This window comes from Pararhizobium capsulatum DSM 1112 (assembly GCF_030814475.1).
Taxonomy (GTDB): Bacteria; Pseudomonadota; Alphaproteobacteria; order Rhizobiales; family Rhizobiaceae; genus Pararhizobium; species Pararhizobium capsulatum.
In genome coordinates, this window is sequence record NZ_JAUSVF010000001.1 from 3,287,622 (window position 1) to 3,310,787 (window position 23,166).

Consider the following 23,166-nt stretch of genomic DNA (forward strand, 5'->3'; position numbering starts at 1 on the left):
CGTCGCGGGAGGAGCTGCGTCGGACTGGCCTATATTTCATCCGGGAGGGACTTCGATGAAAATCCTGAAAACCATGCTTGGAATGACGGCTGCTGCTGCCGTTTCGCTTCTTTCAACAGCCACTTTCGCCCAGACCTATCCGGAACGCACCATCACCATGGTCGTGCCGTTCGCTGCCGGTGGCCCGACCGATACGGTTGCGCGCCTCGTGGCGGAATCGATGTCCAAGGATCTAGGCCAGCAGATCGTCGTTGAAAACGTCGGCGGCGCCGGCGGAACGCTTGGTGCCGGCCGCGTCGCCCAGTCCGATCCCGATGGCTACACCATTCTTCTGCATCACATCGGCATGGCGACATCAGCGACGCTCTACCGCAAGCTGGCCTACGACACGCTGAACGCCTTCGAATATGTCGGCCTCGTCACTGACGTTCCGATGACCATCGTCGCCCGCAAGGATTTCGAACCCACCGATCTCAAGGGTCTGGTCGAATACGTGAAGGCCAACAAGGACACCGTGACCGTGGCCAATGCCGGCATCGGCGCCGCCTCGCATCTGTGCGGCATGATGTTCATGAGCGCCATCCAGACACCGCTCGTCACCGTTCCCTACAAGGGAACCGGCCCGGCGATGACCGATTTGCTCGGCGGACAGGTGGATATCATGTGCGACCAGACGACCAACACCACCAAGCAGATCCAGGGCGGTACCATCAAGGCCTATGCCGTAACCTCACCCGAGCGGCTTCCCGTTTTGCCGGACGTTCCGACCGCAGTTGAAGGTGGCCTTGCCGATTTCACCGTCGGCATCTGGCACGGCGTCTATGCCCCGAAGGGCACGCCTGCAGAAGTAACGGAGCGCCTCTCGAAGTCGCTGCAGGTTGCGCTCAAGGACAAGAACGTCATCGATCGCTTTGCCGAACTCGGAACCATTCCCTCATCGGAAGCCGATGCCACCCCGGCAGCACTCAAGGCCAAGCTCGAAAGTGAAATCACACGGTGGAAGCCGGTGATCGAGGCAGCGGGTCAGTACGCTGACTGAGGTGCCGGGTCATTTGCTGCGACGTGCGGCAATACCCCCCTCTGTCACTGCGTGACATCTCCCCCTCGAGGGGGAGATCGGGAGCGAAAAGCGGGCGTCGTGCCGGTGACCCAATGCAATTTTCAGGGCGCCCACCGCAAGCCAGCCAAACAGTCGCCGATAGAAAACCGAACTCTCGGGGGAAACCATGAAATCATTGACATTCGACAGCACCAACGCGCTCTGCGGCGCTGTCTTCGTCGCATTGGGCGGCTTCTTCACCTATCAAAGCCTGACCCTTGAACTGGGCACAGCGCTCCGCATGGGGCCGGGTTATTTCCCGCTGGTTCTCGCCATCGTCCTGGTCCTGCTGGGTGTGATCATCCTGGTCCAGGCAACCCGCGTCGAGGGCGAGCCCATCGGACCTATCGCCGTGCGCGGTATGCTCTTCATCCTGCCGGCGCCAATCTTCTTCGGGCTGACGGTTCGTGGCCTCGGCTTCTTCGTAGCACTGTTCTTCACGGCGCTGATTGCCGCCTTCGCATCACAGCGCATGAAACCGCTAATGGCCATCCTGCTGGCAATCGGCATCACCATTTTCTCGGTCGCGGTCTTCAGCTACGCACTCGGCCTGCCATTCGAGCGCTATGGCCCCTGGATCCGGTTCTAGGAGGCGCGTCATGGATCTTTTCAGCAATCTCGCTCTCGGTTTTTCCACGGCCGCCTCGCCGGAAAACCTTCTCTTCTGCCTGATCGGCGTGCTGCTCGGCACCCTGATCGGCGTGCTGCCCGGCATCGGCGCCACCGCCACCATCGCCATGCTGCTGCCGATCACCTTCCAGCTGGAACCGGTTTCCTCGCTGATCATGCTCGCCGGCATTTATTACGGCGCGCAGTATGGAGGCTCGACCACCGCCATCCTCATCAACATGCCCGGCGAATCCTCCTCGGCCGTGACCGCCATCGACGGCTACCAGATGGCCCGCAAGGGCCGTGCCGGTGCCGCGCTTTCGATCGCGGCGCTCGGCTCCTTCTTCGCCGGCACAGTCTCGACCTTCCTCGTCGCGATCTTCGCCATCCCGCTCACCGGCATTGCGCTGAAGTTCGGCGCTGCCGAATATTTCTCGTTGATGATCGTTGGCCTGGTCTCTTCGGTGGCTCTGGCCCACGGTTCGATCATCAAAGCCTTAGCGATGGTGGCGCTCGGCCTGCTGCTTGGCCTTGTCGGCACCGATATCTACACCGGCACGCCGCGCTTCACGCTCGGAATTCGCGAATATGCCGACGGATTGAACTTCGTCGCCGTCGCGGTCGGCGTCTTCGGCGTCGCGGAAATCCTGCGCAACCTTGAAGGCGAAAAGACCCGAACGGTGCTGATGGCCAAGGTCAGCGGTCTCTGGCCGACGCGTGAGGATTTTCGCGCCATGGTCGCCCCCGTTCTGCGCGGCACGGCCATCGGCTCGGCACTCGGCATCCTGCCCGGTGGCGGCGCGATCCTCGCGGCCTTTGCATCCTACACGGTTGAAAAGCGCATCTCGAAAACCCCGCAGGAATTCGGCCACGGCGCCATCGCCGGTGTCGCGGGTCCGGAATCGGCTAACAATGCCGGTGCCCAGACTTCGTTCATCCCGCTTCTGACGCTTGGCATTCCTGCCAATCCCGTGATGGCGCTGATGGTCGGCGCGATGATCATCCAGGGCATCGTGCCCGGCCCGAATGTCGCCGCCGAACAGCCGGCCCTCTTCTGGGGCATCATCGCCTCGATGTGGATCGGCAACCTGATGCTGGTGGTGTTGAACCTGCCGCTGATCGGGCTCTGGGTGAAGCTGCTCACCATCCCCTACTACGTGCTGTTCCCGATCATCATGGCGTTCTGCGCAATCGGGGTCTACAGCGTCAACTCCAACGTCTACGACCTCTATGCCGTCGCCTTCTTCGGCCTTGGCGGCTATCTGCTGACGAAGCTGCGCTGCGAGCCGGCGCCCTTGCTTCTGGGCTTCGTACTTGGACCCTTGCTTGAGGAAAATCTGCGCCGCGCCATGATCCTCTCGCGTGGTGATCCGACTACCTTCGTGACCCGGCCAATCAGCGCCGTCCTGCTGGTTCTGGCGTTTGCCGTGCTCGTCGTCGTCTTCCTGCCCTCGATCAAGGCCAAGCGCGAGGAGGTTTTCCAGGAAGAGGATTGAACCCGGAACTATGGGATCGGGCGGCAGAGGATACGTCGCCCGATCTAGATTCAATCAAGGAGGAGATGAGAATGACACTATCGAACATCACACGCCGCGCGGTGCTTGCCGCCGGGGCCGCCTTCACGGCGGCATTTGCCTTTGCGGGAGCAGCCGTCGCGGCCGATTTCCCCGACCGGCAGATCACCATGGTCGTACCCTTCGCGGCTGGCGGTTCCACCGACGTCGTTGCCCGCATCATCGCCCAGAAAATGTCGGAAGACTTGGGCCAGCAGGTCATCGTCCAGAACGTCGCCGGCGCCGGTGGCAATCTCGGTGCCGATAATGTCGCGCGCGCCGAGCCGGACGGTTACACCATCCTGATGGGCACGGTCGCCACCCATGCGCTGAACCCGCTGATCCTGAAATCGACGCCCTATGATGCCGAGAAGGATTTCGCACCGATCTCGCTCCTTGTCGTCGTGCCCAACGTTCTGGTCGTCAACCCGGAACTGCCAGTGAAGAACGTCGAGGAGTTGCTTGCGCTGCTGAAGGCAAATCCCGGCAAATACAGCTACGCCTCGTCCGGCAACGGCACGCCGCTTCACCTCTCGGGCGAGCTGTTCAAGTCGATGGCCGGCGTCGATATGGAGCATATCCCCTACAAGGGATCCGGCCCGGCACTGAACGACGTCATCGGCAACCAGGTACCGATCATGTTCGACAACCTGCCCTCATCCTCCGGCCATATCAAATCCGGCACGCTAAGGGCTCTTGCCGTCACGACAAAGGAACGTGCCGCCTCGTTCCCGGATATCCCGACCATCGCCGAATCCGGCATTCCGGGCTACGAAACCTATACATGGAACGCACTCTTTGCCCCCGCTGGCACGCCGCCGGAGGTGATCGCGCGGTTGAATGAATCTGCAAAGAAAACGCTTGCCGATCCGGCCGTCGCCGAACGCATGAAGGAATTCAGCGCAACGATCGTTGCCTCAAGCCCCGAGGAACTGGCTGCTCACGTCAAGGCCGAGATCGCCAAATGGACGCCGGTCGTCAAGGACGCGAAAATTCAGCTGGATTGAGTTCTTCTTCTCCCCCGCGGGGAGAAGATGCCCGAAGGGCAGATGAGGGGGGTGGTGCGGCACACTCGGAGCCAATCACCCTCATCCGGCCCTGCGGGCCACCTTCTCCCCGCTGGGGAAAAGAGGGAGAGTGCCGCGTCCATAAATTTCGCAGACTATTTTCCCACCTGCACCGCAATCTCCTCCACAGCCGGCGCCTTCTCGATCAGCCCCATCTCCTGCAAAAACCCGCCAAAACGCGCGTACCGCCCAACATCCAGCGCTGCAGGACGCTTGGCAAAACGTGGCAACGTATCGAAGAAAGCCTGCCGGTTCAGCGCGTTGTCGAGATCGGGATAGGCCTTGACGAACAGCGCCCAGGCCTCGTCGGGATGGTTGGTCATGAAGATCGCCGCATCCTCCACCGCATGAAGAAAGCGCGGCAACCGGGCATCATCCGCCAGGTCCTTCCGTGTGACAAAGACCAGCTCGTCATAGGCCGGCACACCATGCTCTTCCGGAAAGAACGCCCTTCCCTGATGGCCCTCGATCCTCATCTGCGTCAGTTCGAAATTGCGGAAGCCACCGAGCGTCGCATCGACATTGCCTGCAATCAGCGAAGGCGAGAGCGAAAAGTTGACGTTGATCAGTTCCACATCGTCCTTCGTCAGCCCCTCCGAAGCAAGCATGCGGGCAAGCATCGCATCCTCGAAACCGGAAACGGAAAAGCCGATCTTCTTGCCCTTCAGGTCCTTCAGGCTCTTGATCGGCCCATCGGCCAATACGGTCACCGTATTCAGTGGCGTTTCGACTAAGGTTCCGAAGCGCACGAGCGGCAGGCCGGCGGCATGATCGAGGTAGAGGTTGGGCTGGTAGTGGATGCCGATATCCGCCTGTCCCGCCGAGACGAGCCGCGGCACGGCGGATGGGTCTGCCGGTGGAATGAGCTCGACCTCAAGCCCTTCGCGGGCAAAAAGGCCGCGTTGCTCGGCGATCACCATCGGCGCGTGATCGGGGTTCACGAACCATTCGAGCAGCACGGTCAACCGGTCCGCGGCTGACGCCGGCATGGGTAGACTGGCGAGGACGGACAGGCCAGCAAGGGTGCAGAAAAGAATGCGTTTCATGTTTAGATGGATCTCCGGGATGATTTCGGGAAGCAAGCGGGTTCGGCCTCGCGTGCCCAAGGCACGAGGCTGGCGGTCAGGCGATCAACCATCAGCCTGAGGACAACAGCGAAAACGGCGAGGATTGCCATGGCGGCAAAGACGGTGTCGGTCTGCATGCGGGCATTGGCCTGCACCATGACGAAGCCGAGGCCGGCGGAGGCGCCCACCCACTCGCCGACGACAGCACCGAGCGGTGCCAGGGGGGCAGCGACCCGCAGGCCGGAAATCAGGCTGGGCAAAGCCAGCGGCGCGCGCACGCGGACAAGCGCCTGCCAGTGGCTGGCCTGCGTCAGCGAAACGGCGTCGAGAATGTCGCTGTTGGTACGGCGCAGGCCGTCTCCGAAGGCGGAGGCTACGGGAAAGAAGATGATGATCGTCGTCATCGCCACCTTCGACGCCATGCCGAACCCAAACCAGAGCACCAGGAGTGGTGCCAGCACGAAGACCGGCAGCGCCTGCAGCACCACGACCATCGGCCAAACCAATCGGCCCGCACGCGGAAAGGCGGCGATCGCAAAGGCCGTGGCCACTCCAAACAGCGAGCCGAGCGCAAGCCCCACGAGGATTTCCGACAGGGTGACGAAGCCGTGTCGCATCAGGAAGCCCGGCTGGTGCAGGAACGCTTGAGTGGTCTCCACCGGTGAAGGGAGAATGTAATGGGGCGGCGCCAAAGCCATCACGCCCAGTTGCCAGACGGCAACCAGCGCGGCGACTCCGCCAAAAGCATGGGAAAGGCGCATCGCCGGTCAGCCCGGACGGCGCAGTAAAATCCGGCTTTGGGCGATGGGTGGCGTGTGCCGGTCGCGAGACAAGGAAATAGCTGTCATCGATCGATCTCCAGAGGAGATCCAGGTGAAGCGGAGAAGAGAATGGGTTGCCTGCCGGCCCCTGTTTCCGTTCCTACGCCGGCATGACCCGGATCAGGTTCAAGGGTCCGGCTCACCGCCATCTCAGCATCATTCGATGCCCCCCTCGGAATTGAGGCGAACCTGTCCGCTTTTGTCCGGTCTGTCAATGCGATCCTTGCAGGAGGATGAAAGGACGGAGCAGCGGTCGCAGACTGCTGACAAAGTCTGAAACCCTCCGTCATCCTCGGCCTCGTGCCGAGGATCTGCCAGGGCGTGTTTTTTGAGAGGTCAGCAGATCCTCGACACAAGACTGAGGATGACGCGGAGTTTGGGGCAAGGCTGTCAAAAAATGCTGAAGCATCCGGCTAATCCGACCACCGTAAAAGTCGCCGAAACGGAGTTTAAAGCCGTTTTCAGCCGGCTCCATGGCACTTCAGATGCAGTTTGCGGACCTCTTCGGCAAGCTCGGCCACAGGCCCGTCCACATCCGCATTGCGGATGACGTCGCCTATCGCAAGGCCGCGCACGGGTGAAGGATCGCGGCCCATCTCTGTCATCCATTGCCCCAGTTGTGCGGATGAACTGGCGTAGACGATCCGCCCGAGGCCGACCCAGCCATGGGCTGCCGAGCACATCGGGCAGTGCTCACCAGAGGTATAAACTGTCGCTATCGGGCGATCGTCCACGGCCATGTTTTCGGCGGCCCACCGGGCAAGGGCAAATTCCGGGTGGCGGGTGTGGTCACCGCCGGAAATGCGATTGCGGTCCTCGGCAAGAATCGAGCCGTCTTCCGCGACAAGGACGGAGCCGAAGGGTTCGTCACCCACTTCGACCGCCGCCGCAGCCAGTTCAACGCAGCGGCGCAGATGCTTGAGATCGGTATCGGTAATCATGGATGGTTCTCCTTGCCGTTTTCGCCCACATTCCGGAAAATCACCGGGCGGCCATTGTCGAAACTCTTGCGACCACATTTCCAGCCCGCGAGAACAGGCGCGATTTCGCGCACAGCCTCGCGTGGTCCCTTGCAATCCAGAAGCACGATCGTCGCCTCGCCCCCCACCTCGATGCCGGCATAGTCAGCACCCATCAGCCGCGCAGCCGAATGGCTGACCATGCCGAAGACAGCATCCAGATCCTGGTCACGGGAGAGTTGTGCCACATTGGCATAGAGATTGGCCATGCGGATCAGCGAGGCATCGCCGAAGGGCGTGAACGGGTTCAGCACATTGTTGGTGGCGACCGAGGTGACGACACCATCAGCTGCAAACAGATGCGCCGGCGCCACGCCACGCGGGACCAGCCGGTCATGCTCGCGGCCATTGAGAAACAGATCCGTGGCCGGCAGCACCGTCAATGCAATACCGGCTTCGACGAGGCCTGCTGCAATTTCCATAAGCCTGTCGGGCGACATGGCCGAGAGGTTGGTGACATGGCCGATGGCAACCCTGCCCTGCCAGCCTCGGCGAAGGGTTTCACGGATCACTGTCGGAAGATTGGTGTTGAGCGGATCGAGATCGAAATCGAGATGGAAGTCGATGGCGACATCGTGTTTTTCGGCCAGATCGAAGATAAGCTCGACATGCCGTGTCGGATCGGGATCGATATAGGGACAGCCGCCGATCATATCCGCGCCGTCGGAAAGAGCGGCGTCCAGCATCGCAAAGGTTTCAGGCTCGTTGGTCAGCCCATCCTGGGCGAAGGCACAGATCTCGATATCGATGGCAAAGGCATAGTCCGCGCGAATGCGCTTGATTGCGTCAAAGGAACGAAAACCCGCGCGTGGATCGATCTCGACAAAGGTGCGCAACCGTGTCGTGCCGTGGATGATCGCCTTTTCGGCAACGCGCGCCGCCCGTGCATAGACGTCGGCCTCGTCGAAACCGGGCTTCAACCGCGCCGCCTCGCGAACCGCCTCGGCCAACGTTCCCTCGCAGATCCGGCAGCGATCGAGAATGCAGGCCTTGTCGAGATGCACATGGCTATCGGCAAAACCGCCGAAGGCGAAGGAACCAGCTGCATCGTAGCTTTCGATAGCCTCGCAACGGAAATCCGAGCCAATCTCCACGATCCTCCCATCGCGGACTGCTAAATCAACGAGCGCGCCGCCCTGCTCGATACGGGCGTTGCGGATGACGAGATCGAAGATCATGCCGCCTGCTCCGCAAGCCCGATCGCACCACCGTCGCTGCGCGGATCGTGGGCACCCTCAATCAAACCGTCATCGGCAATGCGGATGATACCTGCCTGTCCGCCGAGTTGGCTGAAGGCGTCGATGGCCGAGACCTCGTGCTGCAGGCCGGAAAGGCCGGCGATTGCCGCTTCGCCAAGATTGGCCTCGATCTTCAGCGTGTCGCGCGTGTCGGAGAATGTGCGCCCGAGCAGAAAGCGTGGATGGGAAAGCGCTGCCAGCGGATCGAAACCATGATCGGCAAGGAGACTGATTAGAAGCGACAAGGTCTGAGGCTGCCCGTCGGCGCCCTGTGTGCCATAGAGCAGATGCGGCCGGCCATTCTTGAGCGCCATGCCGGGATTGAGCGTGTAGAACGGCCGCTTTCCGGGTTCGAGCCGGTTCGGGCTTGCCGGATCGAGACTGAAGGCCGCTCCACGGTTTTGCCAGAGAATGCCGGTATCGCCGACGACGACGCCGCTGCCCCAGTCGAAATAGATGCTCTGCAACAGGGAGGCGCAACGCCCTTCCGCATCGACGGCACCCAGAAAGGCGGTGTCGCCCTGACGATGGACATGAGGCCAGGCCATAGCCTTGCCCGGATCGATCGATTTTGCCTTCCGCGACAGGATTTCATCATCTAGCAGCGCGGTCATCGCGGAATCTGTTGAGAAATCCGGATCGCCGATGCGATGCCGATCGAGAAAGGCCTGTTTCACCGCTTCCACAAGATGATGATAGTAGGCGGCACCGGAAGGCGGCAGATCGCCGATGGCAAGGTTCCCCAATACGCCCATGATGCCAAGCGTCGTCACGCCTTGCGTCGGCGGCGGTGGAGCAAAGAGATCCAGCCCCCGATAGGGCAGAGTTATGGGTGCCGCCTCACGCGTCTGCGTCCGGGCAAGATCGGTAGATGTCAACGGCGAGCCGACATCCGCCAATCCCCCTGCAATACGGTGGGCGATTTCACCCTCGTAAAAATCCCTCGCCCCATTCTTGGCAAGTGATCGAATCGTCCGGGCAAGCGCCGGCTGGCGCTGCTCCCCCTCGCCACGGAAAGTCTCGGCAAAACCCGGCCAGTTTCCGAGCTCGGTGCGCCGGAAATCATGCCAGAAGCTCTGGGACCGGCTCACGACAAAGCCGCCTTCGGCGATCTCGATCGCCTCGTCAAGAAGTGATGCGAGCTTCTCCTTTCCTTGCCAGTGGCTGGAGGAATGAGTGAGCACCTTCTCCCAGCTATCGGCAAGGCAAGCTGTCGTAAGCGTGGACTTTGGGCCGCGCAGCGGAATTTCGGTTATGTCGCTTACGGCCTCAGCAGCCTGCCCGATTCCCAGAAACGTGCGAACGTCACCGGACGCATCAGACACCATCCAGACAGCATCGCCCCCCAGCCCGCAGAAATGCGGATAGAGCACGGAGAGCGCCGCACCCGCGGCAACCAGCGCCTCGATGGCGTTGCCGCCACGACGCAGCACCGCCGCGCCGGCCTCCGTCGCGCGCCAATGCGGCGACGTCACCATGGCGGTGCGCGAAACCGCATTGGTGGTTGCGCCCTGCCTCACCTGCGCGGACATCAGCGCACCACGGCGCCATCCTGCGCCACAAGCCGGCCTTCTTTGAAGACCTTGCGGCCCTTCGGAATGGCAACGATAGCTTCCGGCACATGCTCTGCCGCGAGCGTCACGAAATCGGCCTTGGCGCCGAGAGCGATACCATAGCCTTCAAGACGCAGAGCCTTGGCGCCAGCCGCCGTCACCACGTCGAATGCAGCACTCAGCTCCTCGTCCGTATAAAAGCCAGACCGGTAGCCGATCATCATGGCACGGCCGAGCATGTCGCCATCGCCATAGGGCCACCAGCTGTCGCGGATATTGTCGCTGCCGCTGAACACGGTCACGCCCGCCTTGCGCAAAAGCGCCACGGGCGGGAAATTGTGATTGCCCGGCGCATTTGTCATGATCGAAACGCCGCTTTCGGCGATCAACGCCGCAATCTTCTTCGCCGCCTCCGGTGCAAGGTCGCCAAGACCATAGGCATGACTGACCGCGACATGCCCCTGCATGCCGAGCGCCGTCGTACGGGCGCAGATGTCCTCGATGGTGAAAGCGCCGAGCGATCCCGCGTCATGCAGATGGATATCGATATCGACGCCGCGCTTCTCGGCAATGCCGAAGACGACATCGAGATGACCCTTCACGTCCCGGTCGAAGCTGCCGGGATCGAGACCGCCAACCACATCCGCACCCAGCGCAATTGCCTCGTCCATCAGTTCCGGTGTGCCGGGACTTTTCAGGATGCCGCTCTGGGGAAAGGCCACGAGCTGGATGTCGATGAGACCCTTGTATTCCTCGCGCACTTTCAGGATCGTCTCCAGCGACGTCAATCCGACGGAACCATCGACCATCACATGGCTGCGCATCTGCAGCGTACCGTTCGACACGCAAAGCTCGAGCTGGCTGCGCGCACGCTCAATCATCGGTGCCGCCTGCGCCATGTTCTGAGCCTGAAATGCAACGCGCTCATGCACGTCGAAACCATTGGTGCAGGGTTTGTGAGGTATCCACTTGTCGCCGTAGAAGCTCGTATCGAGATGGATATGGCCTTCGACAAAACTCGCAACGAGCAGCGCCTCGGCGATATCGACGACCGGTGCGGTCGCGGGCTTGGCACCGGCAGGCTCGATCGACGCGATGCGGCCTCCCGAGACGCCTATGTCGCAAAGCCTGCCATCGGCCAGCTTGGCATTGGTAAAAACTGTATCGATCGTGCTCACCGGTTTCTCCATCTCTTGTCGTCATGCTGAAGGATGGCCGCTCCGTTGAGAGCGGCCATCCCAATTCTCTTTAGTTCTGGGGCAATGTGCCCTGAACGCCTTCCATCAGCCAAGTCATGCTCTTGATATCGGCATCGGCAAGCGACTGGCCAGCAGCGACCTTCACCGCGCCCGACTGGTCCTTGATCTCGCCGGTGAAGGGCTTGAGCTTGCCGCTGATGATGTCGGCTTCAGCTGCCTTCATCTCGGCCGCGACGGATTCCGGCAGTTCCGGGCTGCTTGTCGTCATCTTGACGAAGCCACCGTCACCGAGGCCGAGCCAGCGGCTCTCCGGCTTCCAGCTGTCGGCCATGACAGCCTTGGCCGCATTGATGTGAGCGGAGCTCCAATCGAGTTCGAAGGAAACCAGTTGCTTCTTCTTCACATAGGCCGAGAAGTCGCCGGTGCTGCCAATCGACCAGACGCCCTTCTCCTCGGCGGCCAAGCCCTGGACCGGCGTGTTCGGGCTGCCCGAAAGCACGTCCGCGCCCTGTGCGACGAGAGCCGCAACCGCATCCTTCTCCTTGCCGGGATCGACCCAGGCGTTGGCCCAGACGACCTTCAGCACCACATCCGGGTTGACGCTGCGGGCGCCGAGCAGGAAGGCGTTGAGGCTGTAGATAACCTGCGGAACCGGGAATGCACCGACCCAGCCGAGAACATTGGTCTTGGTCATACGGCCAGCCGCGATGCCAGTGAGATAGGTGCCTTCATAGTGGCGCGCTTCGAAGACGCCGAGATTGTCGCCCGCATCGATACCGGCGCAGCACTCGAAATGCGAATTCGGCAGCATCGGTGCCAGCTTCTTCAGCGAGGCATATTGCGAGAAGGTGGTGCCGAAGATCAGCTTGTGGCCCTGGGTGGAAAGCTGGCGGAACAGGCGCTCGCAATCCTGGATCTGGGCGATATTTTCCAGAACCGTAACCTTCACCTTGTCCGGAAACTCTTTTTCGAGCGCCCGCCAGGCATTGGCCTGGAAATACTCCCAGCCCGTATCGGAGATCGCGCCCATGTGGATCACGCCCACCTTCAGCACTTCATCGGCAGCAAGCAGCATCTTCGTGCCGCCGGCCATGACGAGCGATGCGGCTGCGCTGGTCTTCAGGAAATCACGTCTGGAAAAATTGCTCATTTCAGTTCCTCTCTTTTTGATTTCGTTATCGATCCGGCAAGCCGGGGCATCAGCCTTCCGCGGTGAAAGGCTTTCCAAGGGAAGCGGGAATGTTGAGGCGCATCAGCGCCGCATTGCGGGAAATCAGCACCAGCACGATGATGGTGACGAGATAGGGCAAGGCGGACATGAGTTCGGAAGGCAGGCCAATGCCGGCACTCTGGGCAAAAAGCTGCGCGATGGTCGCACCGCCAAACAGGTAGGCACCGAGAAAACAACGCACCGGTCGCCATGTCGCAAAGACCACCAGCGCCACGGCAATCCAGCCGCGGCCGGCGATCAGGCCTTCGGTCCAGAGCGAGGTGTAGACGATCGAGATATAGGCGCCGGCAACGCCCGCCATCGCGCCACCGAACAGGGTCGCGAGATAGCGGATCGCGCTGACGCGATAGCCGAGCGCATGGGCCGACAGCGGGGCTTCGCCGACAGCCTTGAGGATAAGGCCTGCGCGGCTGCGCTGCAGGAAGAACCAGACCCCGGCAAACAGCACCCAGGAGAGCCACACCAGCGGATGAAGCTGGCCGAGCACGCTTCCAAGCAGCGGAATGCGCGCCGCATAGGCTGTGAGCACAGACGGCTCCATGACGATCGCCATGCCGACATAGGACTTGCCGAGATAGGAGCCGAGGCTGGTGCCGAAGATCGTCAGCGCCAGGCCGACCGCCACCTGATTTGCCCGGAAGCTGACCGCCAGAACGGCAAACATCAGGGCAAGCAGCATCGCCGCCAGCATGGCCGCGATGATCGCGAGGAAGAGGCTGCCAGTGGTCATCATCACGATGAAGGCAACGACCGCGCCGATCACCATCATGCCCTCGACACCCATGTTGAGAACACCGGAGCGCTCGGCCACAAGTTCACCAAGGGCCGAATAGACCAGAGGCGTTCCGGCGACCAGAGTTGCGATCAGGATGGGGAGAAACTGGTTCATCATGCGGATGCACCTTCCTTGATCGGGCCACGCAGACGGATGCGGTATTGAACGAGGACATCAGTAGTAAGCAGGAAGAACAGGAGCGTGCTCTGCAGCAGGCCGGTGATCGAGGACGGCATGCCGAGCGACATCTGCGCGAGATCGCCGGCCAGATAGAGCAACGCCATCAGCAGGCCGGAAAGCAGAATGCCGATCGGGTTCAGCCGCCCGAGGAAGGCGACGATGATCGCCGAATAGCCGTAGCCCGGAGACGCCGTCGGGAAGATCTGCGCCAGCGGCCCGGCGATCTCGCCAACACCGGAGATACCGGCCACGGCGCCGCTCACCAGCATGCCGATCCAGACCGCGCGACTGATGCTGAAACCTGCATAACGGGCCGCCCCTTCCGAAAGCCCAGTAACCTTCAACTGGAAACCCGCGAAGGAGCGGCTGGCGAAGATCCAGCCCAGCACCACCGCAACAACGGCGAAGATAATGCTGGCATTGGCGCGCGTGCCTTCGATCAGTGTCGGAAAGAGCGCGGCCGGCGCCAGCGGCTCGGACTGGGGAAAGTTGAAGCCTGCGGGATCGCGCCAGGCACCGAAGATCAGCCAGGAGAGCCAGAGCGCCGCCACATAGTTCAGCATCAGGCTGACGAGGATTTCATTGGCGTTGAACCGTACCCGCAGCCAGGCCGGGATCGCGGCCCAGACCATGCCGCCGACAGCACCGGCAATGACCATCGCGGGTAGAACCCAGCCGCTGCCGCTTGGACCATAGTGAAGCGCAACATAGCCGGAAAAGATGACGCCGACCGTCAGCTGCCCCTCGGCGCCGACATTCCAGATACCGGCGCGAAAGCCGATGGCGAGGCCGATGGCGATCAGCACGAGTGGTGCGGCCTTGATCAGCAATTCGCCCAAACCGTAGAGATCGACCAGCGGGGCCGTCAGGAACGTCACCAGCGAGGCAAGCGGATCGAGCCCGGCGGAGGCGAAGATGATCATCGCGACGATCGCCGTCAGCGAAAGCGAGATCAGCGGCGAGCACCAGACCATGATGCGGGAAGGTTTCGAACGCAGCTCAAAGCGCATGGGCCATCTCCTGTGTCGTGCCCTCTTCGACCTTCAGTTCGCCGCCCGCCATGGCGATACCGATTGCATCCCGGTTCGCCGCTTCGCGCGATACGGCTTCGGTGAGACGCCCGCCGGCGATGACGGCGATGCGGTCGGCAATCTCGAACAATTCGTCCAGCTCCTCCGAAATCACGACGATCGCCGCACCCCGGTCGCGCAGGTCGAGCAGCGCCTGACGGATGACGATCGCAGCACCGACATCCACGCCCCATGTGGGCTGCGAGACGACGAGCACGCCGGGCTCCTGCAGGATTTCCCGTCCGATGATGAACTTCTGGAGGTTGCCGCCGGACAGGCTGCCTGCCTGCGCCTGCGGACCGGAGCATCGGACATCGAAAGCCTTGATGCAGCGCTCCGCAAAAGCCGTGACGCCACGAAAGCTGATCATGCCCTTCTCCACCGCACCCTTGCGATTGGCGGTGAGCAGCACGTTTTCGGACAATGGCAGGGATGGTACAGAGCCCTGGTGCAGCCGGTCTTCCGGCACCGAGCAGAGGCCAAGCGCCCGGCGACGCAATGGATCGAGGTGACCGACAGGCCTGCCATCTATGCGGATCGTCTGGCGCTGCGACAGCGTTGCCTCCCCCGAAAGGGCCGCCAGCAGTTCCGCCTGCCCGTTGCCCGACACACCGGCGATACCGAGGATTTCACCGCCACGCACCGAAAGGTTGATATCCCGTAGGGTCGTACCGAAGGGATCGTCGGTCGGCAGGTCGAGCTTCTCGACCTCCAGTCGGACTGGCTGCCCCTTCATCTGCCGGCGTTGGCGGACTGCGGCCAGATCGTTACCGGTCATCAGCCGCGCCATAGAGGCCGGGCTTTCCTGCCGGGGATCGCAAACCCCGGTCACCTTGCCGCCGCGCAGGATGGTGGCGCTGTGGCACAGCGCCTGGATCTCGTTGAGCTTGTGGCTGATATAGAGAATGCTGCATCCATCTGCCGCGATCTGGCGCAGGGTGACGAACAATGTCTCCACCGCCTGCGGCGTCAAAACCGATGTCGGCTCATCGAGGATCAGCAGTTGCGGATGCTGCAGCAGCGCCCGCACGATCTCGACCCGCTGCCGTTCGCCGACTGACATGGTGTAGATATGCCGGCGCGGATCGATCGGAAGGCCGTAACGCTCGGCCATGGCGCTGATATCACGAGAAAGCGCATCAAGCCGCGGCTTGTCCGGCATGGCAAGCGCGATGTTTTCAGCGACAGTCAACGTATCGAACAGGGCGAAATGCTGGAACACCATGCCGATGCCGAGCCGCTGCGCATCCGCAGGTGAAGCGATTTCCACTTCACGTCCATTCCAAAGCATATCGCCGGCATCGGGCCGAACCATACCGTAGATGATCTTCATCAGCGTCGACTTGCCCGCGCCGTTTTCACCGACGACGGCATGGATCTCGCCGGGTGCAACCCTGAGCTCCACACCATCATTGGCAATCACGGACGGATAGGCCTTGCGGATTCCGCGAAGCTCAAGGCGATATTCTGACGGTGCTGCTGCGCTTGATGACATGGGCAAATTCTTGGCTACATGATCTTGATAATCATGTATGCAAGACAGATGCCACGACGTATCGCAATACATCGAACCGATCACAAGATACAGCTAAACGGTAGGAATCATTCAATAAAAATCTCGATCACGGCCAACACGACGCAGGAAACTACTCGCAGCGTCTCCGCCATTGCGGCGACAACGTCTACATAAGATGCAAATTCTTGTATACGTGATCGAAAAAGCGGCAGATCAGCCGCGGCTGGTGTAGCGCGACAGGATCGTACCCAGTTCCGGCTCCACCGCGAGGTCTTCCTCGATTAGGGCGCGGCTTTCCACGGAGGAGAGATGCTCGTCCATAAGATGCTCGGCAACGGCGAGGTCGCCGGATTTCAGCGCACCGATCAGGGACGAATGCTCGCTGATCGCGCATTCACTGGAATGCGGACGGCTATACATGGCAAGGATAAGCGAGCAGCGGGATACAAGTTCGGACAGATAGCGTTCCAGCAGCGCATTGCCGGAAAGCTCGGCAAGCTTCAGATGGAACTCTCCGGCTAGGCGTGTAGAGAGACGCACGTCACCTTTTGCATGGGCCGCCTCTTCTTCCTGCACGTGCTCGCGCAGGATCTTTTCGATCACAGGGCTCCAGCGCTTCATGACGCTTTTCATCACCTCACGCTCAAGCGCACGACGAACAGCGAATGCGTCGCGAGCCTCTTCAAGGCTCGGCTGGGCAACGGTCGCCGTCCGCTTGTGGTAGGTATCGACAAGGCCCTGAGCCTGAAGCTTTGATAGCACGACACGCACGAGGGTGCGGCTCATCGAGAAATGCTGCCCGATATCGTCCTCCGGCAGCTTGGTACCGGCTTTCAATGCCTGCTCAATAATGGCCTGACGCAGGGTCCGGTGGGCAATTTCTACGCGGTCGGAATTTGACGACATTCTGCGGGTGCCTGCTTACGTATACATTGCCACGGTTCTATCCCGCCTTGACGTATACAGCAACCGCCCCCCTCGGCGCATGTCTGGCAAAGGCATATCGCAGCCAAAGCTTATATGTAGCATCCCTGCCACGCCGACGCAGATGTTGCCGCAGCTTTCCACAGTATGACGCGGATGTGATCACCGGCCGCTTGTCAGTATCGGCACTCTCTTCCTAGACCGGCAAGACCGGCACATCGCCGGACGCCTTTTGAAAGATACCGACGAAATGCCTCCAGAATACAGTCTTTCGCGAAGGACCTTCATCCTTGGCGCAGCCTCCATGACCACCCTGCTTGCCGGATGCTCCACCGTGCCCGGCGGCCGGTCCACGCCGGTGCCTACCCGCATCAGCCGCCCCGTCATTCCGCCGACGCAGGAAGAGCTCGTGTCGATGTATGGTCCGATTGAGGATGGCGGCTTCCTCATTCCGGCGATTCCCTTCGAGAAGATCGATCCGCGCTTCTATCGCCAGCGCGTCATCGACCCGACCGGTGAAACGCCGGGCTCGATCGTTGTCGATACTCCTTCGCGCTTCCTCTATGTTGTCGAACCGGGTGGCACGGCCATGCGTTACGGTGTCGGTATCGGCCGCGACGGTTTCGCCTGGCAGGGCGAAGGCGTGATCCACTGGCGACAGGCATGGCCGCGCTGGAAGCCGCCGAATGAGATGGTCGCCCGCCAGCCGAACCTCGAGCGCTACTCCATCGTCAATGGCGGCATGGAGCCGGGCCTCAAGAACCCGCTCGGCGCCCGTGCGCTCTACATCTTTCAGAATGGCCAGGACACGCTCTACCGACTGCACGGTTCGCCCGAGTGGAATTCCATCGGCAAGGCCGTGTCGTCAGGCTGCGTGCGCCTGATGAACCAGGACGTCATCGATCTCTATGATCGCGTGCCCTACAAGGCCCGCATCGTGGTGCGCCAGTAACGGGTGATAGGTATCAGACGCCTCCTCCATCTCGCAGGGAAGCCCTTGCGAGATGACGTTTCATCACGGCAGCTTGGAAAGATGCTCGTGAATGGCGAGCCAGCTGCCGTCTTCTGAACGTTCGAAGACGATCGTCTCGCGTTCAACTGACGTTACCGGCTCCCCGTTGAATTCCACCGTCGTTTCAACGCGATGCGAGAAGATCGCGACGTCACCGGCGAGGCGCACCGCGCGCTCGCTTGAGCGGCAGTCTTTCACACGAAAGCCATCGCGCTCCTCCCAGAGCCTCCATTCTGCGCGGTAGTCGGCGCGGCTCATGAGAACATGGTCGAGATTGTGGAAGATGAAGCTCGCATCCGGCGCGAAGGCGGCGAAGTAAGCATCCGTATCATGTCGGCCAAAAGCCTCGACCAACTGGTCGGCCGCAGCCAACACGCTCGACAGTTCGGTATCCATAGTTCCTCCCGGAGTATTTTTAGAAATTAGGTGTGCTGATCAGCGACGCCAGCGGTTTGTTCTGGCGCGCGACGTCATCCTTCAATCGCTCCAGCTGCATCGCCTCGTCGCGCACGAACTCCGTGAACATCATGTTCAGGTTGTTGAAGAACATCGCGCCAACGGCGACCGTATCGATACCCATGAGAACCGCACCCCGTTGCTGCAGCTTCTGCACCAGCGTCGAGACCTGCGTGCAAAGCCTGCGGTCGAGATCGGTATAGCGCTTGGAAAACGGTGTTTCGGGCTGCTGGATCGAAAGCGCCATGGCGGTGCGCCACATCTCCTTGCTGAGATAGACGAGAGAATGGTCGTAATACTGGTTGATGAGCGCCGTGAGTGCCGCCAGCACGCCGGCGGGAGGATTGGCGACGATCGGCTCGCCGGCCTCCAGCACCTCCTCCACCTCCATGGCGACCGTCGCAAGCAGCATGTCGCCCTTGTTCTGGTAATAATTATAGAAAGTGCCGACAGAAACCTCGGCGCGCTCGGCGATATCCTCGATCCGCGCAGCATCGTAGCCAACCTCCCGGAACAGCGTCGTCGCCGCCTCCAGGATGCGTCTGTTCTTGTCGGCCTTCTGTTTTGCGCGCAGCCCCGTCACCCGCGTTTTCCTTTTTCTGAATGCCTTCAGTTTTCATATTGACTTAAAAAATGAATTCACTCAATCTTTTTTCCAAGGCGCCAAAACGAGCGTTCAAACCAGAGGGCTAAAAATGAGCACATCGATTGCAAGCGGCGCGGCGCGCCGATTTTTCACATCCGTCGCAACCATCGCCCTGACGGCAATCACCGCCGGACAGGCCAACGCCACTGAAGAGCTGAACGCACTCGTCTGGTGCGACCATACCGATCCGGCCCTCATCGAGCCGTTCGAGAAGGCAAACGACGTCAAGGTCAATCTCAAGGAATACGAAGGCACCGGCGCCGGTATCTCGATCCTGGAACAGTCGCAACCGGGCGATTGGGACGTCATGGTCATCGACGCCGTGGACGTTCACCGGCTGATCGACATGGACGTGCTCGGCGAAATGCCCGCCAGCGCCCTGCCCAACGCCGATCTCTTCCCCGAACTGGTGATGGAAGCCAACAATGGCAAGGACGGCAAGACCTACGCCGTCACCGAAAAATTCGGCTACAACACCATCTCCTACGACAAGACCAAGGTCGACCCGAAGGACATGGAAGACCTCTCGGTCATCTGGTCGGACAAGTACAAGGGCCGCATCGCGCTCTATGACTATTACCTGCCGATGATCGGCCTCGTGCAGCTTGGTCTCGGCAAGAAGACCGCCGATCTCTCCGATGCCGACATGCCGGCGATCGAGGAGAAGCTCTCGGCAATGAAGGCGGCTTCCAAGCAGGTGAGCGACGTTGTTTCCTCCCAGACAGCGCTGGCAACCGGCGAAGTCGATATCCTCGTCGGCGGCGGCGAATGGATCACAGCCTCGCTCGCCAAGGACAAGCCCAACCTCGACTGGACAGTTCCAAAACAGGGCGCCGTGCGTTGGGCGCAGTCGATCAGCGTCATGAAGGAAAGCAAGAACCCCGAGCTGGCGCTGAAGTTCGTGCAATATATCCTGAGCCCCGAAGGCCAGGCGCGGCTTGCGACCTCTTCCTGCTACTGGGGCATGCCGACCAACCAGAAGGCCGGCGACCACCTCGATGCCGAGCAGAAGAAGGCCCTGCGCTGGGACGACCAGGCCGGTTACCTGAAGAATACCCAGCTCTACCCGATCCCGACAGCCGAACTCGACAAGAAGATGCAGGACGCCTGGACGAACATGATGCAGCAGTAGGAAAAGTTCCCTGCTCTTGAATGCGCACAATGGAGCCGCTGGCTCCCTCTTCTCCCCAGCGGGGAGAAGGTGGCGCTTAGCGCCGGAAGAGGGGGCGGCTGGCTCTGAACAAGTGGAGATACCCCTCATCGCCTTGCAAGCTCGGCACTTCTCCCCGCTGGGGAGAAGAGGGGGCAAGCGTCGATTTTCTTTATCCCAACTGCTTACTCTTTCCGTCAAACCAAAGACGACCGATCATCCCTCTTCCAACAACCCCGTTGAACGCCCATGACCACGATCACGCTTGAAGACAAGGAACGCCGCAGGGCGTGGGGTTTCGTCGCCCCGGCGCTGCTGTGGACGCTTGCCTTCTTCGTCGTGCCGTTCCTTTACATGGCCGCCCTCAGCCTCTGGTCGCGCCAGGGCCGCGATATCGTCCACGTCTGGAACTTCGACAATTATCTCCGCTTCTTCAGCGAAAATGCGCTGCTGCGTGGGTTGACTAATTCGCTCGAAATCACCCTGACCGTCACCATCCTCTCAGTGCTTCTCGCCTACCCGCTCGCCTGGATCATCGCCGAGCGTGTACCGAAGCGCCTCCAGCGCATGGCGCTGATCCTCGCCATCCTGCCCTTCTGGACCTCCTATGTGGTGCGCTCCTATTCCTGGCTGCTGGTGCTTTCCAAGGGTGGCGTCATCAATCAGGCGCTGATGGGCATCGGCCTGATCACTGAACCGCTGGAGATCGCCAGCAACCGCACCGCGACGGTCATCGGCTTCGTGCACTTCTTCGTCATGCTGCTGACGCTGACGATCTATTCGAACCTCGTCCAGCTCTCGCCGAACTATCGCCGCGCCGCAGCGGACCTCGGCGCCAACGCCTTCCAGACCTTCTGGCACGTGATCCTGCCGCTGACGCTGCCCGGCATAATGACCGGCGCCTTCCTGACCTTCGTGCTCTGCATCGGCGACTACATCACGCCGCAGATTCTCGGCGGCAACAACGAGCTGGTGCTGCCGCAGATCATCATGCTGCAGATCGGCCGGCGGGCAGATTTCCCGATGGCAGCGGCACTGTCGATCATCCTCATGCTGGCCGTCACCGCCGCCTATGTGCTCTGCGCCCGCTGGCTGCGGATAGAGAGGGCCTGATGCGCGATCTTCTTTCCCGCTCGTTCGGCTGGGGCTATCTCATCATCATCTATGGCTTCATCTTCCTGCCCGTCGCCGTGCTCGTACTATTTTCCTTTCAGGACGGCCGCCTGCCCGTTCCCCCCTTCAACGGATTTTCGCTGCAATGGTACGAGGCCGTGTTTGCCGATCGCAAGCTGATGGCGGCGCTCGGCAATTCCTTCCTGGTCGCCACTGGCTCTTCCACCGTCGCCTGCCTGCTCGGCTTTCTCGCAGCCTACGCCTTGGCACGTTACAAGCTTCCGGGCTCGGCCCTGCAGCGTGGTCTCCTCATCGCACCGATGACGGTCAGCTACCTGATCATCGCGCTCGGCCTGCTCGCCGTCCTCAATGCCGTGAAAGTGCCGCTCTCGCTCTGGACGGTCGGCATCGGCCATGTGGTGATCAACCTGCCGCTCTGCTTTGCCATCATCTATGCCTCGATGGGCGATCATCACATCAACATCGAGCGCGCGGCGCGCGATCTGGGCGCCAACGATCTGAAGGTCATGGCGCTGGTGACGGCACCGATGTTGATGCCCTCCATCCTTGCCGCCTTCTTCCTGTCCGTCACCTTCAGCTGGGACGAATTCATCATAGCTTTCCTGCTGTCGCGCTTCGACGTAACCTTGCCTGTTGAGATCTGGAGCATGCTGCGCTCCGGCCTCAATCCCAAAACCAACGCCATCGGCTCGCTGGTCTTCCTCGGCTCGGTCGCTGTATTGCTGGTGCTCGAACTCACCCTCTTTGGCAGGAACCGCAAGACATGACTGCATCCGTATCCGTCAGGGGCGCCACCAGAACCTTCGGTAGCTTCACGGCGTTGGACAACGTGTCGCTCGATATCGAAGCCGGCGAGTTCATCGTGCTGCTCGGCCCTTCCGGCTGCGGCAAGACTACGCTGCTTTCCATTCTCGGCGGGTTCTTGACACCTTCGTCCGGTTCGATCTCAATCGGCGGCAAGGACATGACAGGCGTGCAACCGGCTAAACGCCCGACCACCACCATGTTTCAGGACTACGCGCTCTTTCCGCATATGCGACTTGCCGACAATGTCGGCTTCGGGTTGCGCATGCGCGGCATGGGAAAGAATGAGCGGGAAGAAAAAGCACTCGGTTTTCTCGATCTGGTGGGCCTCAAGGCATCCGCCAACAGGAAGCCGCACGAGCTTTCCGGCGGCCAGCGCCAGCGCGTGGCACTCGCCCGCGCACTCGCAGTCGATCCGGATGTCCTCCTGCTCGACGAGCCGCTCGGTGCGCTGGATCTCAAGCTCCGCCGACAGATGCAGGACGAGTTAAAAGCCATCCAGAAGCGCGTCGGCACCACCTTTGTGCATGTGACCCACGATCAGGAAGAGGCGATGGCCATCGCCGATCGCATCGTCGTCATGAACCAGGGCAGGATCGAGGATTTCGGCCCGCCGGCCGATATCTACATGCGGCCGAAGTCGCTGTTCTCGGCAGGCTTCATGGGCGAGGTTAATCTGCTGCCCGGCCATGTTCTGGAGGTTGCCACCGACGGCGTGAAGATCGAAACGGCAACCGGCACGGCCGCATTGCCACTCTCACGCTTCACGCACGGCAAACCGAAAGCGGGTGACAAGGTCGTCATCTGCGTCCGCCCTGAACACATCCATCTAGCAACGCAAGAATCGAGCATTCGCCTCGGTGAGGCCGAAGTGACAGGCAGTGCCTTCTTCGGCACACATTTCCGTTGCCACCTGTCGCCCCTCGCCGCCCGCGATCTCTCGCTGATCGCCCACATGCCACAGTCGGCGCCCATAGCTCCCGGCGACAGGATCACGCTCGCGCTCGACCCCGCCGGCCTCACCGTTTTGCCCGCGGCCTAGG

The 23,166-nt window shown here is 61.2% G+C and carries 22 protein-coding genes and 1 riboswitch; of the genes, 9 read left to right on the forward strand and 13 right to left on the reverse strand.

The genetic code is table 11. The annotated features are described in order from the left end of the window. Positions 1–55 precede the first annotated feature (55 nt). The 4 genes from QO002_RS15905 to QO002_RS15920 all read left to right on the forward strand — a co-directional run bounded on the left by QO002_RS15905 (position 56) and on the right by QO002_RS15920 (position 4,268). Complete coding sequence (locus QO002_RS15905; RefSeq protein WP_307231367.1) at positions 56–1,039, forward strand: tripartite tricarboxylate transporter substrate-binding protein; 984 nt, start codon at positions 56–58, stop codon at positions 1,037–1,039. 187 nt (positions 1,040–1,226) lie between these two features. Then, positions 1,227–1,688 carry a tripartite tricarboxylate transporter TctB family protein gene (locus QO002_RS15910; RefSeq protein ID WP_307231369.1) on the forward strand — a complete coding sequence of 154 codons (462 nt, stop codon included), beginning with the start codon at positions 1,227–1,229 and terminating at the stop codon, positions 1,686–1,688. Positions 1,689–1,698: 10 nt separating this feature from the next. Continuing rightward, a complete protein-coding gene (locus QO002_RS15915) occupies positions 1,699–3,204 on the forward strand; it encodes a tripartite tricarboxylate transporter permease (protein ID WP_307231372.1) in 1,506 nt (501 codons plus the stop codon). 71 nt (positions 3,205–3,275) lie between these two features. Beyond that, on the forward strand, positions 3,276–4,268 hold the full coding sequence (locus QO002_RS15920; protein ID WP_307231374.1) for a Bug family tripartite tricarboxylate transporter substrate binding protein: 993 nt from the start codon (positions 3,276–3,278) through the stop codon (positions 4,266–4,268). A gap of 155 nt (positions 4,269–4,423) precedes the next feature. Here QO002_RS15920 and QO002_RS15925 read toward each other — a convergent pair whose 3' ends face one another. The 11 genes from QO002_RS15925 to QO002_RS15975 form a co-directional block, all read right to left on the reverse strand. Next, positions 4,424–5,374: an ABC transporter substrate-binding protein gene (locus QO002_RS15925; protein WP_307231376.1), complete on the reverse strand. Its 951-nt coding sequence runs from the start codon at positions 5,372–5,374 to the stop codon at positions 4,424–4,426. A 2-nt stretch (positions 5,375–5,376) separates the two neighbouring features. Continuing rightward, positions 5,377–6,156 (reverse strand): ABC transporter permease, encoded by a 780-nt coding sequence (locus tag QO002_RS15930; protein WP_307231378.1) that lies wholly within the window; start codon positions 6,154–6,156, stop codon positions 5,377–5,379. Between the two features lie 140 nt (positions 6,157–6,296). Further along, positions 6,297–6,399: riboswitch (TPP riboswitch) on the reverse strand. 278 nt (positions 6,400–6,677) lie between these two features. Beyond that, positions 6,678–7,157, reverse strand: coding sequence for a nucleoside deaminase (locus QO002_RS15935; RefSeq protein ID WP_307231380.1), 480 nt, complete (start codon positions 7,155–7,157; stop codon positions 6,678–6,680). Continuing rightward, positions 7,154–8,413: an amidohydrolase family protein gene (locus QO002_RS15940; protein WP_307231382.1), complete on the reverse strand. Its 1,260-nt coding sequence runs from the start codon at positions 8,411–8,413 to the stop codon at positions 7,154–7,156. The genes QO002_RS15935 and QO002_RS15940 overlap by 4 nt, the downstream gene beginning before the upstream one ends. After that, complete coding sequence (locus QO002_RS15945; RefSeq protein ID WP_307231384.1) at positions 8,410–10,005, reverse strand: gamma-glutamyltransferase family protein; 1,596 nt, start codon at positions 10,003–10,005, stop codon at positions 8,410–8,412. The genes QO002_RS15940 and QO002_RS15945 overlap by 4 nt, the downstream gene beginning before the upstream one ends. After that, positions 10,005–11,216, reverse strand: a complete 1,212-nt coding sequence (locus QO002_RS15950) for an amidohydrolase family protein (protein ID WP_370878506.1) — start codon at positions 11,214–11,216, stop codon at positions 10,005–10,007. The genes QO002_RS15945 and QO002_RS15950 overlap by 1 nt, the downstream gene beginning before the upstream one ends. A 58-nt stretch (positions 11,217–11,274) precedes the next feature. Continuing rightward, complete coding sequence (locus tag QO002_RS15955) at positions 11,275–12,375, reverse strand: BMP family ABC transporter substrate-binding protein (RefSeq protein ID WP_307231388.1); 1,101 nt, start codon at positions 12,373–12,375, stop codon at positions 11,275–11,277. 49 nt (positions 12,376–12,424) lie between these two features. Then, on the reverse strand, positions 12,425–13,345 hold the full coding sequence (locus tag QO002_RS15960; protein WP_307233447.1) for an ABC transporter permease: 921 nt from the start codon (positions 13,343–13,345) through the stop codon (positions 12,425–12,427). Then, complete coding sequence (locus tag QO002_RS15965) at positions 13,345–14,421, reverse strand: ABC transporter permease (protein ID WP_307231390.1); 1,077 nt, start codon at positions 14,419–14,421, stop codon at positions 13,345–13,347. The genes QO002_RS15960 and QO002_RS15965 overlap by 1 nt, the downstream gene beginning before the upstream one ends. Continuing rightward, entirely contained in the window at positions 14,411–15,976 is a 1,566-nt protein-coding gene (locus tag QO002_RS15970) for an ABC transporter ATP-binding protein (protein WP_307231392.1), read from the reverse strand. The genes QO002_RS15965 and QO002_RS15970 overlap by 11 nt, the downstream gene beginning before the upstream one ends. Before the next feature lie 234 nt (positions 15,977–16,210). Next, positions 16,211–16,903 carry a GntR family transcriptional regulator gene (locus QO002_RS15975; protein ID WP_307231394.1) on the reverse strand — a complete coding sequence of 231 codons (693 nt, stop codon included), beginning with the start codon at positions 16,901–16,903 and terminating at the stop codon, positions 16,211–16,213. Between the two features lie 268 nt (positions 16,904–17,171). On the opposite strand from QO002_RS15975, the gene QO002_RS15980 reads away from it, so the two are divergent. Next, complete coding sequence (locus QO002_RS15980; RefSeq protein WP_307233449.1) at positions 17,172–17,873, forward strand: L,D-transpeptidase; 702 nt, start codon at positions 17,172–17,174, stop codon at positions 17,871–17,873. A gap of 63 nt (positions 17,874–17,936) precedes the next feature. Here the strand turns inward: QO002_RS15980 and QO002_RS15985 are convergent, their stop codons facing one another. Next, the gene (locus QO002_RS15985; RefSeq protein WP_307231397.1) at positions 17,937–18,329 is read right to left on the reverse strand and encodes a YybH family protein; all 393 of its coding nucleotides are present in this window, start codon (positions 18,327–18,329) and stop codon (positions 17,937–17,939) included. Between the two features lie 19 nt (positions 18,330–18,348). Continuing rightward, complete coding sequence (locus QO002_RS15990) at positions 18,349–18,972, reverse strand: TetR/AcrR family transcriptional regulator (protein WP_307231400.1); 624 nt, start codon at positions 18,970–18,972, stop codon at positions 18,349–18,351. A gap of 112 nt (positions 18,973–19,084) precedes the next feature. Here QO002_RS15990 and QO002_RS15995 point away from each other — a divergent pair, with 112 nt between their 5' ends. The 4 genes from QO002_RS15995 (at position 19,085) to QO002_RS30900 (ending at position 23,165) form a co-directional block, all read left to right on the forward strand. Continuing rightward, the gene (locus tag QO002_RS15995) at positions 19,085–20,167 is read left to right on the forward strand and encodes a polyamine ABC transporter substrate-binding protein (protein ID WP_307231402.1); all 1,083 of its coding nucleotides are present in this window, start codon (positions 19,085–19,087) and stop codon (positions 20,165–20,167) included. A gap of 267 nt (positions 20,168–20,434) precedes the next feature. Further along, positions 20,435–21,298 carry an ABC transporter permease gene (locus QO002_RS16000; protein WP_307231404.1) on the forward strand — a complete coding sequence of 288 codons (864 nt, stop codon included), beginning with the start codon at positions 20,435–20,437 and terminating at the stop codon, positions 21,296–21,298. Further along, a complete protein-coding gene (locus QO002_RS16005) occupies positions 21,298–22,086 on the forward strand; it encodes an ABC transporter permease (RefSeq protein ID WP_307231406.1) in 789 nt (262 codons plus the stop codon). The genes QO002_RS16000 and QO002_RS16005 overlap by 1 nt, the downstream gene beginning before the upstream one ends. Continuing rightward, positions 22,083–23,165, forward strand: coding sequence for an ABC transporter ATP-binding protein (locus QO002_RS30900; RefSeq protein ID WP_370878507.1), 1,083 nt, complete (start codon positions 22,083–22,085; stop codon positions 23,163–23,165). Before QO002_RS16005 ends, QO002_RS30900 begins: the two co-directional genes overlap by 4 nt. Position 23,166 lies beyond the last annotated feature (1 nt).

Bases quoted from the DNA above. Each gene is read 5' to 3' on its own strand.
- QO002_RS15955 (WP_307231388.1), bottom strand. From the start codon at position 12,375: ATGAGCAATTTTTCCAGACGTGATTTCCTGAAGACCAGCGCAGCCGCA.
- QO002_RS15950 (WP_370878506.1), bottom strand. From the start codon at position 11,216: ATGGAGAAACCGGTGAGCACGATCGATACAGTTTTTACCAATGCCAAG.
- QO002_RS15975 (WP_307231394.1), bottom strand. From the start codon at position 16,903: ATGTCGTCAAATTCCGACCGCGTAGAAATTGCCCACCGGACCCTGCGT.
- QO002_RS15905 (WP_307231367.1), top strand. From the start codon at position 56: ATGAAAATCCTGAAAACCATGCTTGGAATGACGGCTGCTGCTGCCGTT.
- QO002_RS15915 (WP_307231372.1), top strand. From the start codon at position 1,699: ATGGATCTTTTCAGCAATCTCGCTCTCGGTTTTTCCACGGCCGCCTCG.
- QO002_RS15970 (WP_307231392.1), bottom strand. From the start codon at position 15,976: ATGTCATCAAGCGCAGCAGCACCGTCAGAATATCGCCTTGAGCTTCGC.
- QO002_RS15920 (WP_307231374.1), top strand. From the start codon at position 3,276: ATGACACTATCGAACATCACACGCCGCGCGGTGCTTGCCGCCGGGGCC.
- QO002_RS15965 (WP_307231390.1), bottom strand. From the start codon at position 14,421: ATGCGCTTTGAGCTGCGTTCGAAACCTTCCCGCATCATGGTCTGGTGC.
- QO002_RS15960 (WP_307233447.1), bottom strand. From the start codon at position 13,345: ATGAACCAGTTTCTCCCCATCCTGATCGCAACTCTGGTCGCCGGAACG.
- QO002_RS15945 (WP_307231384.1), bottom strand. From the start codon at position 10,005: ATGTCCGCGCAGGTGAGGCAGGGCGCAACCACCAATGCGGTTTCGCGC.
- QO002_RS16000 (WP_307231404.1), top strand. From the start codon at position 20,435: ATGACCACGATCACGCTTGAAGACAAGGAACGCCGCAGGGCGTGGGGT.
- QO002_RS15935 (WP_307231380.1), bottom strand. From the start codon at position 7,157: ATGATTACCGATACCGATCTCAAGCATCTGCGCCGCTGCGTTGAACTG.
- QO002_RS15940 (WP_307231382.1), bottom strand. From the start codon at position 8,413: ATGATCTTCGATCTCGTCATCCGCAACGCCCGTATCGAGCAGGGCGGC.
- QO002_RS15925 (WP_307231376.1), bottom strand. From the start codon at position 5,374: ATGAAACGCATTCTTTTCTGCACCCTTGCTGGCCTGTCCGTCCTCGCC.
- QO002_RS15985 (WP_307231397.1), bottom strand. From the start codon at position 18,329: ATGGATACCGAACTGTCGAGCGTGTTGGCTGCGGCCGACCAGTTGGTC.
- QO002_RS30900 (WP_370878507.1), top strand. From the start codon at position 22,083: ATGACTGCATCCGTATCCGTCAGGGGCGCCACCAGAACCTTCGGTAGC.
- QO002_RS15980 (WP_307233449.1), top strand. From the start codon at position 17,172: ATGCCTCCAGAATACAGTCTTTCGCGAAGGACCTTCATCCTTGGCGCA.
- QO002_RS15930 (WP_307231378.1), bottom strand. From the start codon at position 6,156: ATGCGCCTTTCCCATGCTTTTGGCGGAGTCGCCGCGCTGGTTGCCGTC.
- QO002_RS15910 (WP_307231369.1), top strand. From the start codon at position 1,227: ATGAAATCATTGACATTCGACAGCACCAACGCGCTCTGCGGCGCTGTC.
- QO002_RS16005 (WP_307231406.1), top strand. From the start codon at position 21,298: ATGCGCGATCTTCTTTCCCGCTCGTTCGGCTGGGGCTATCTCATCATC.
- QO002_RS15995 (WP_307231402.1), top strand. From the start codon at position 19,085: ATGAGCACATCGATTGCAAGCGGCGCGGCGCGCCGATTTTTCACATCC.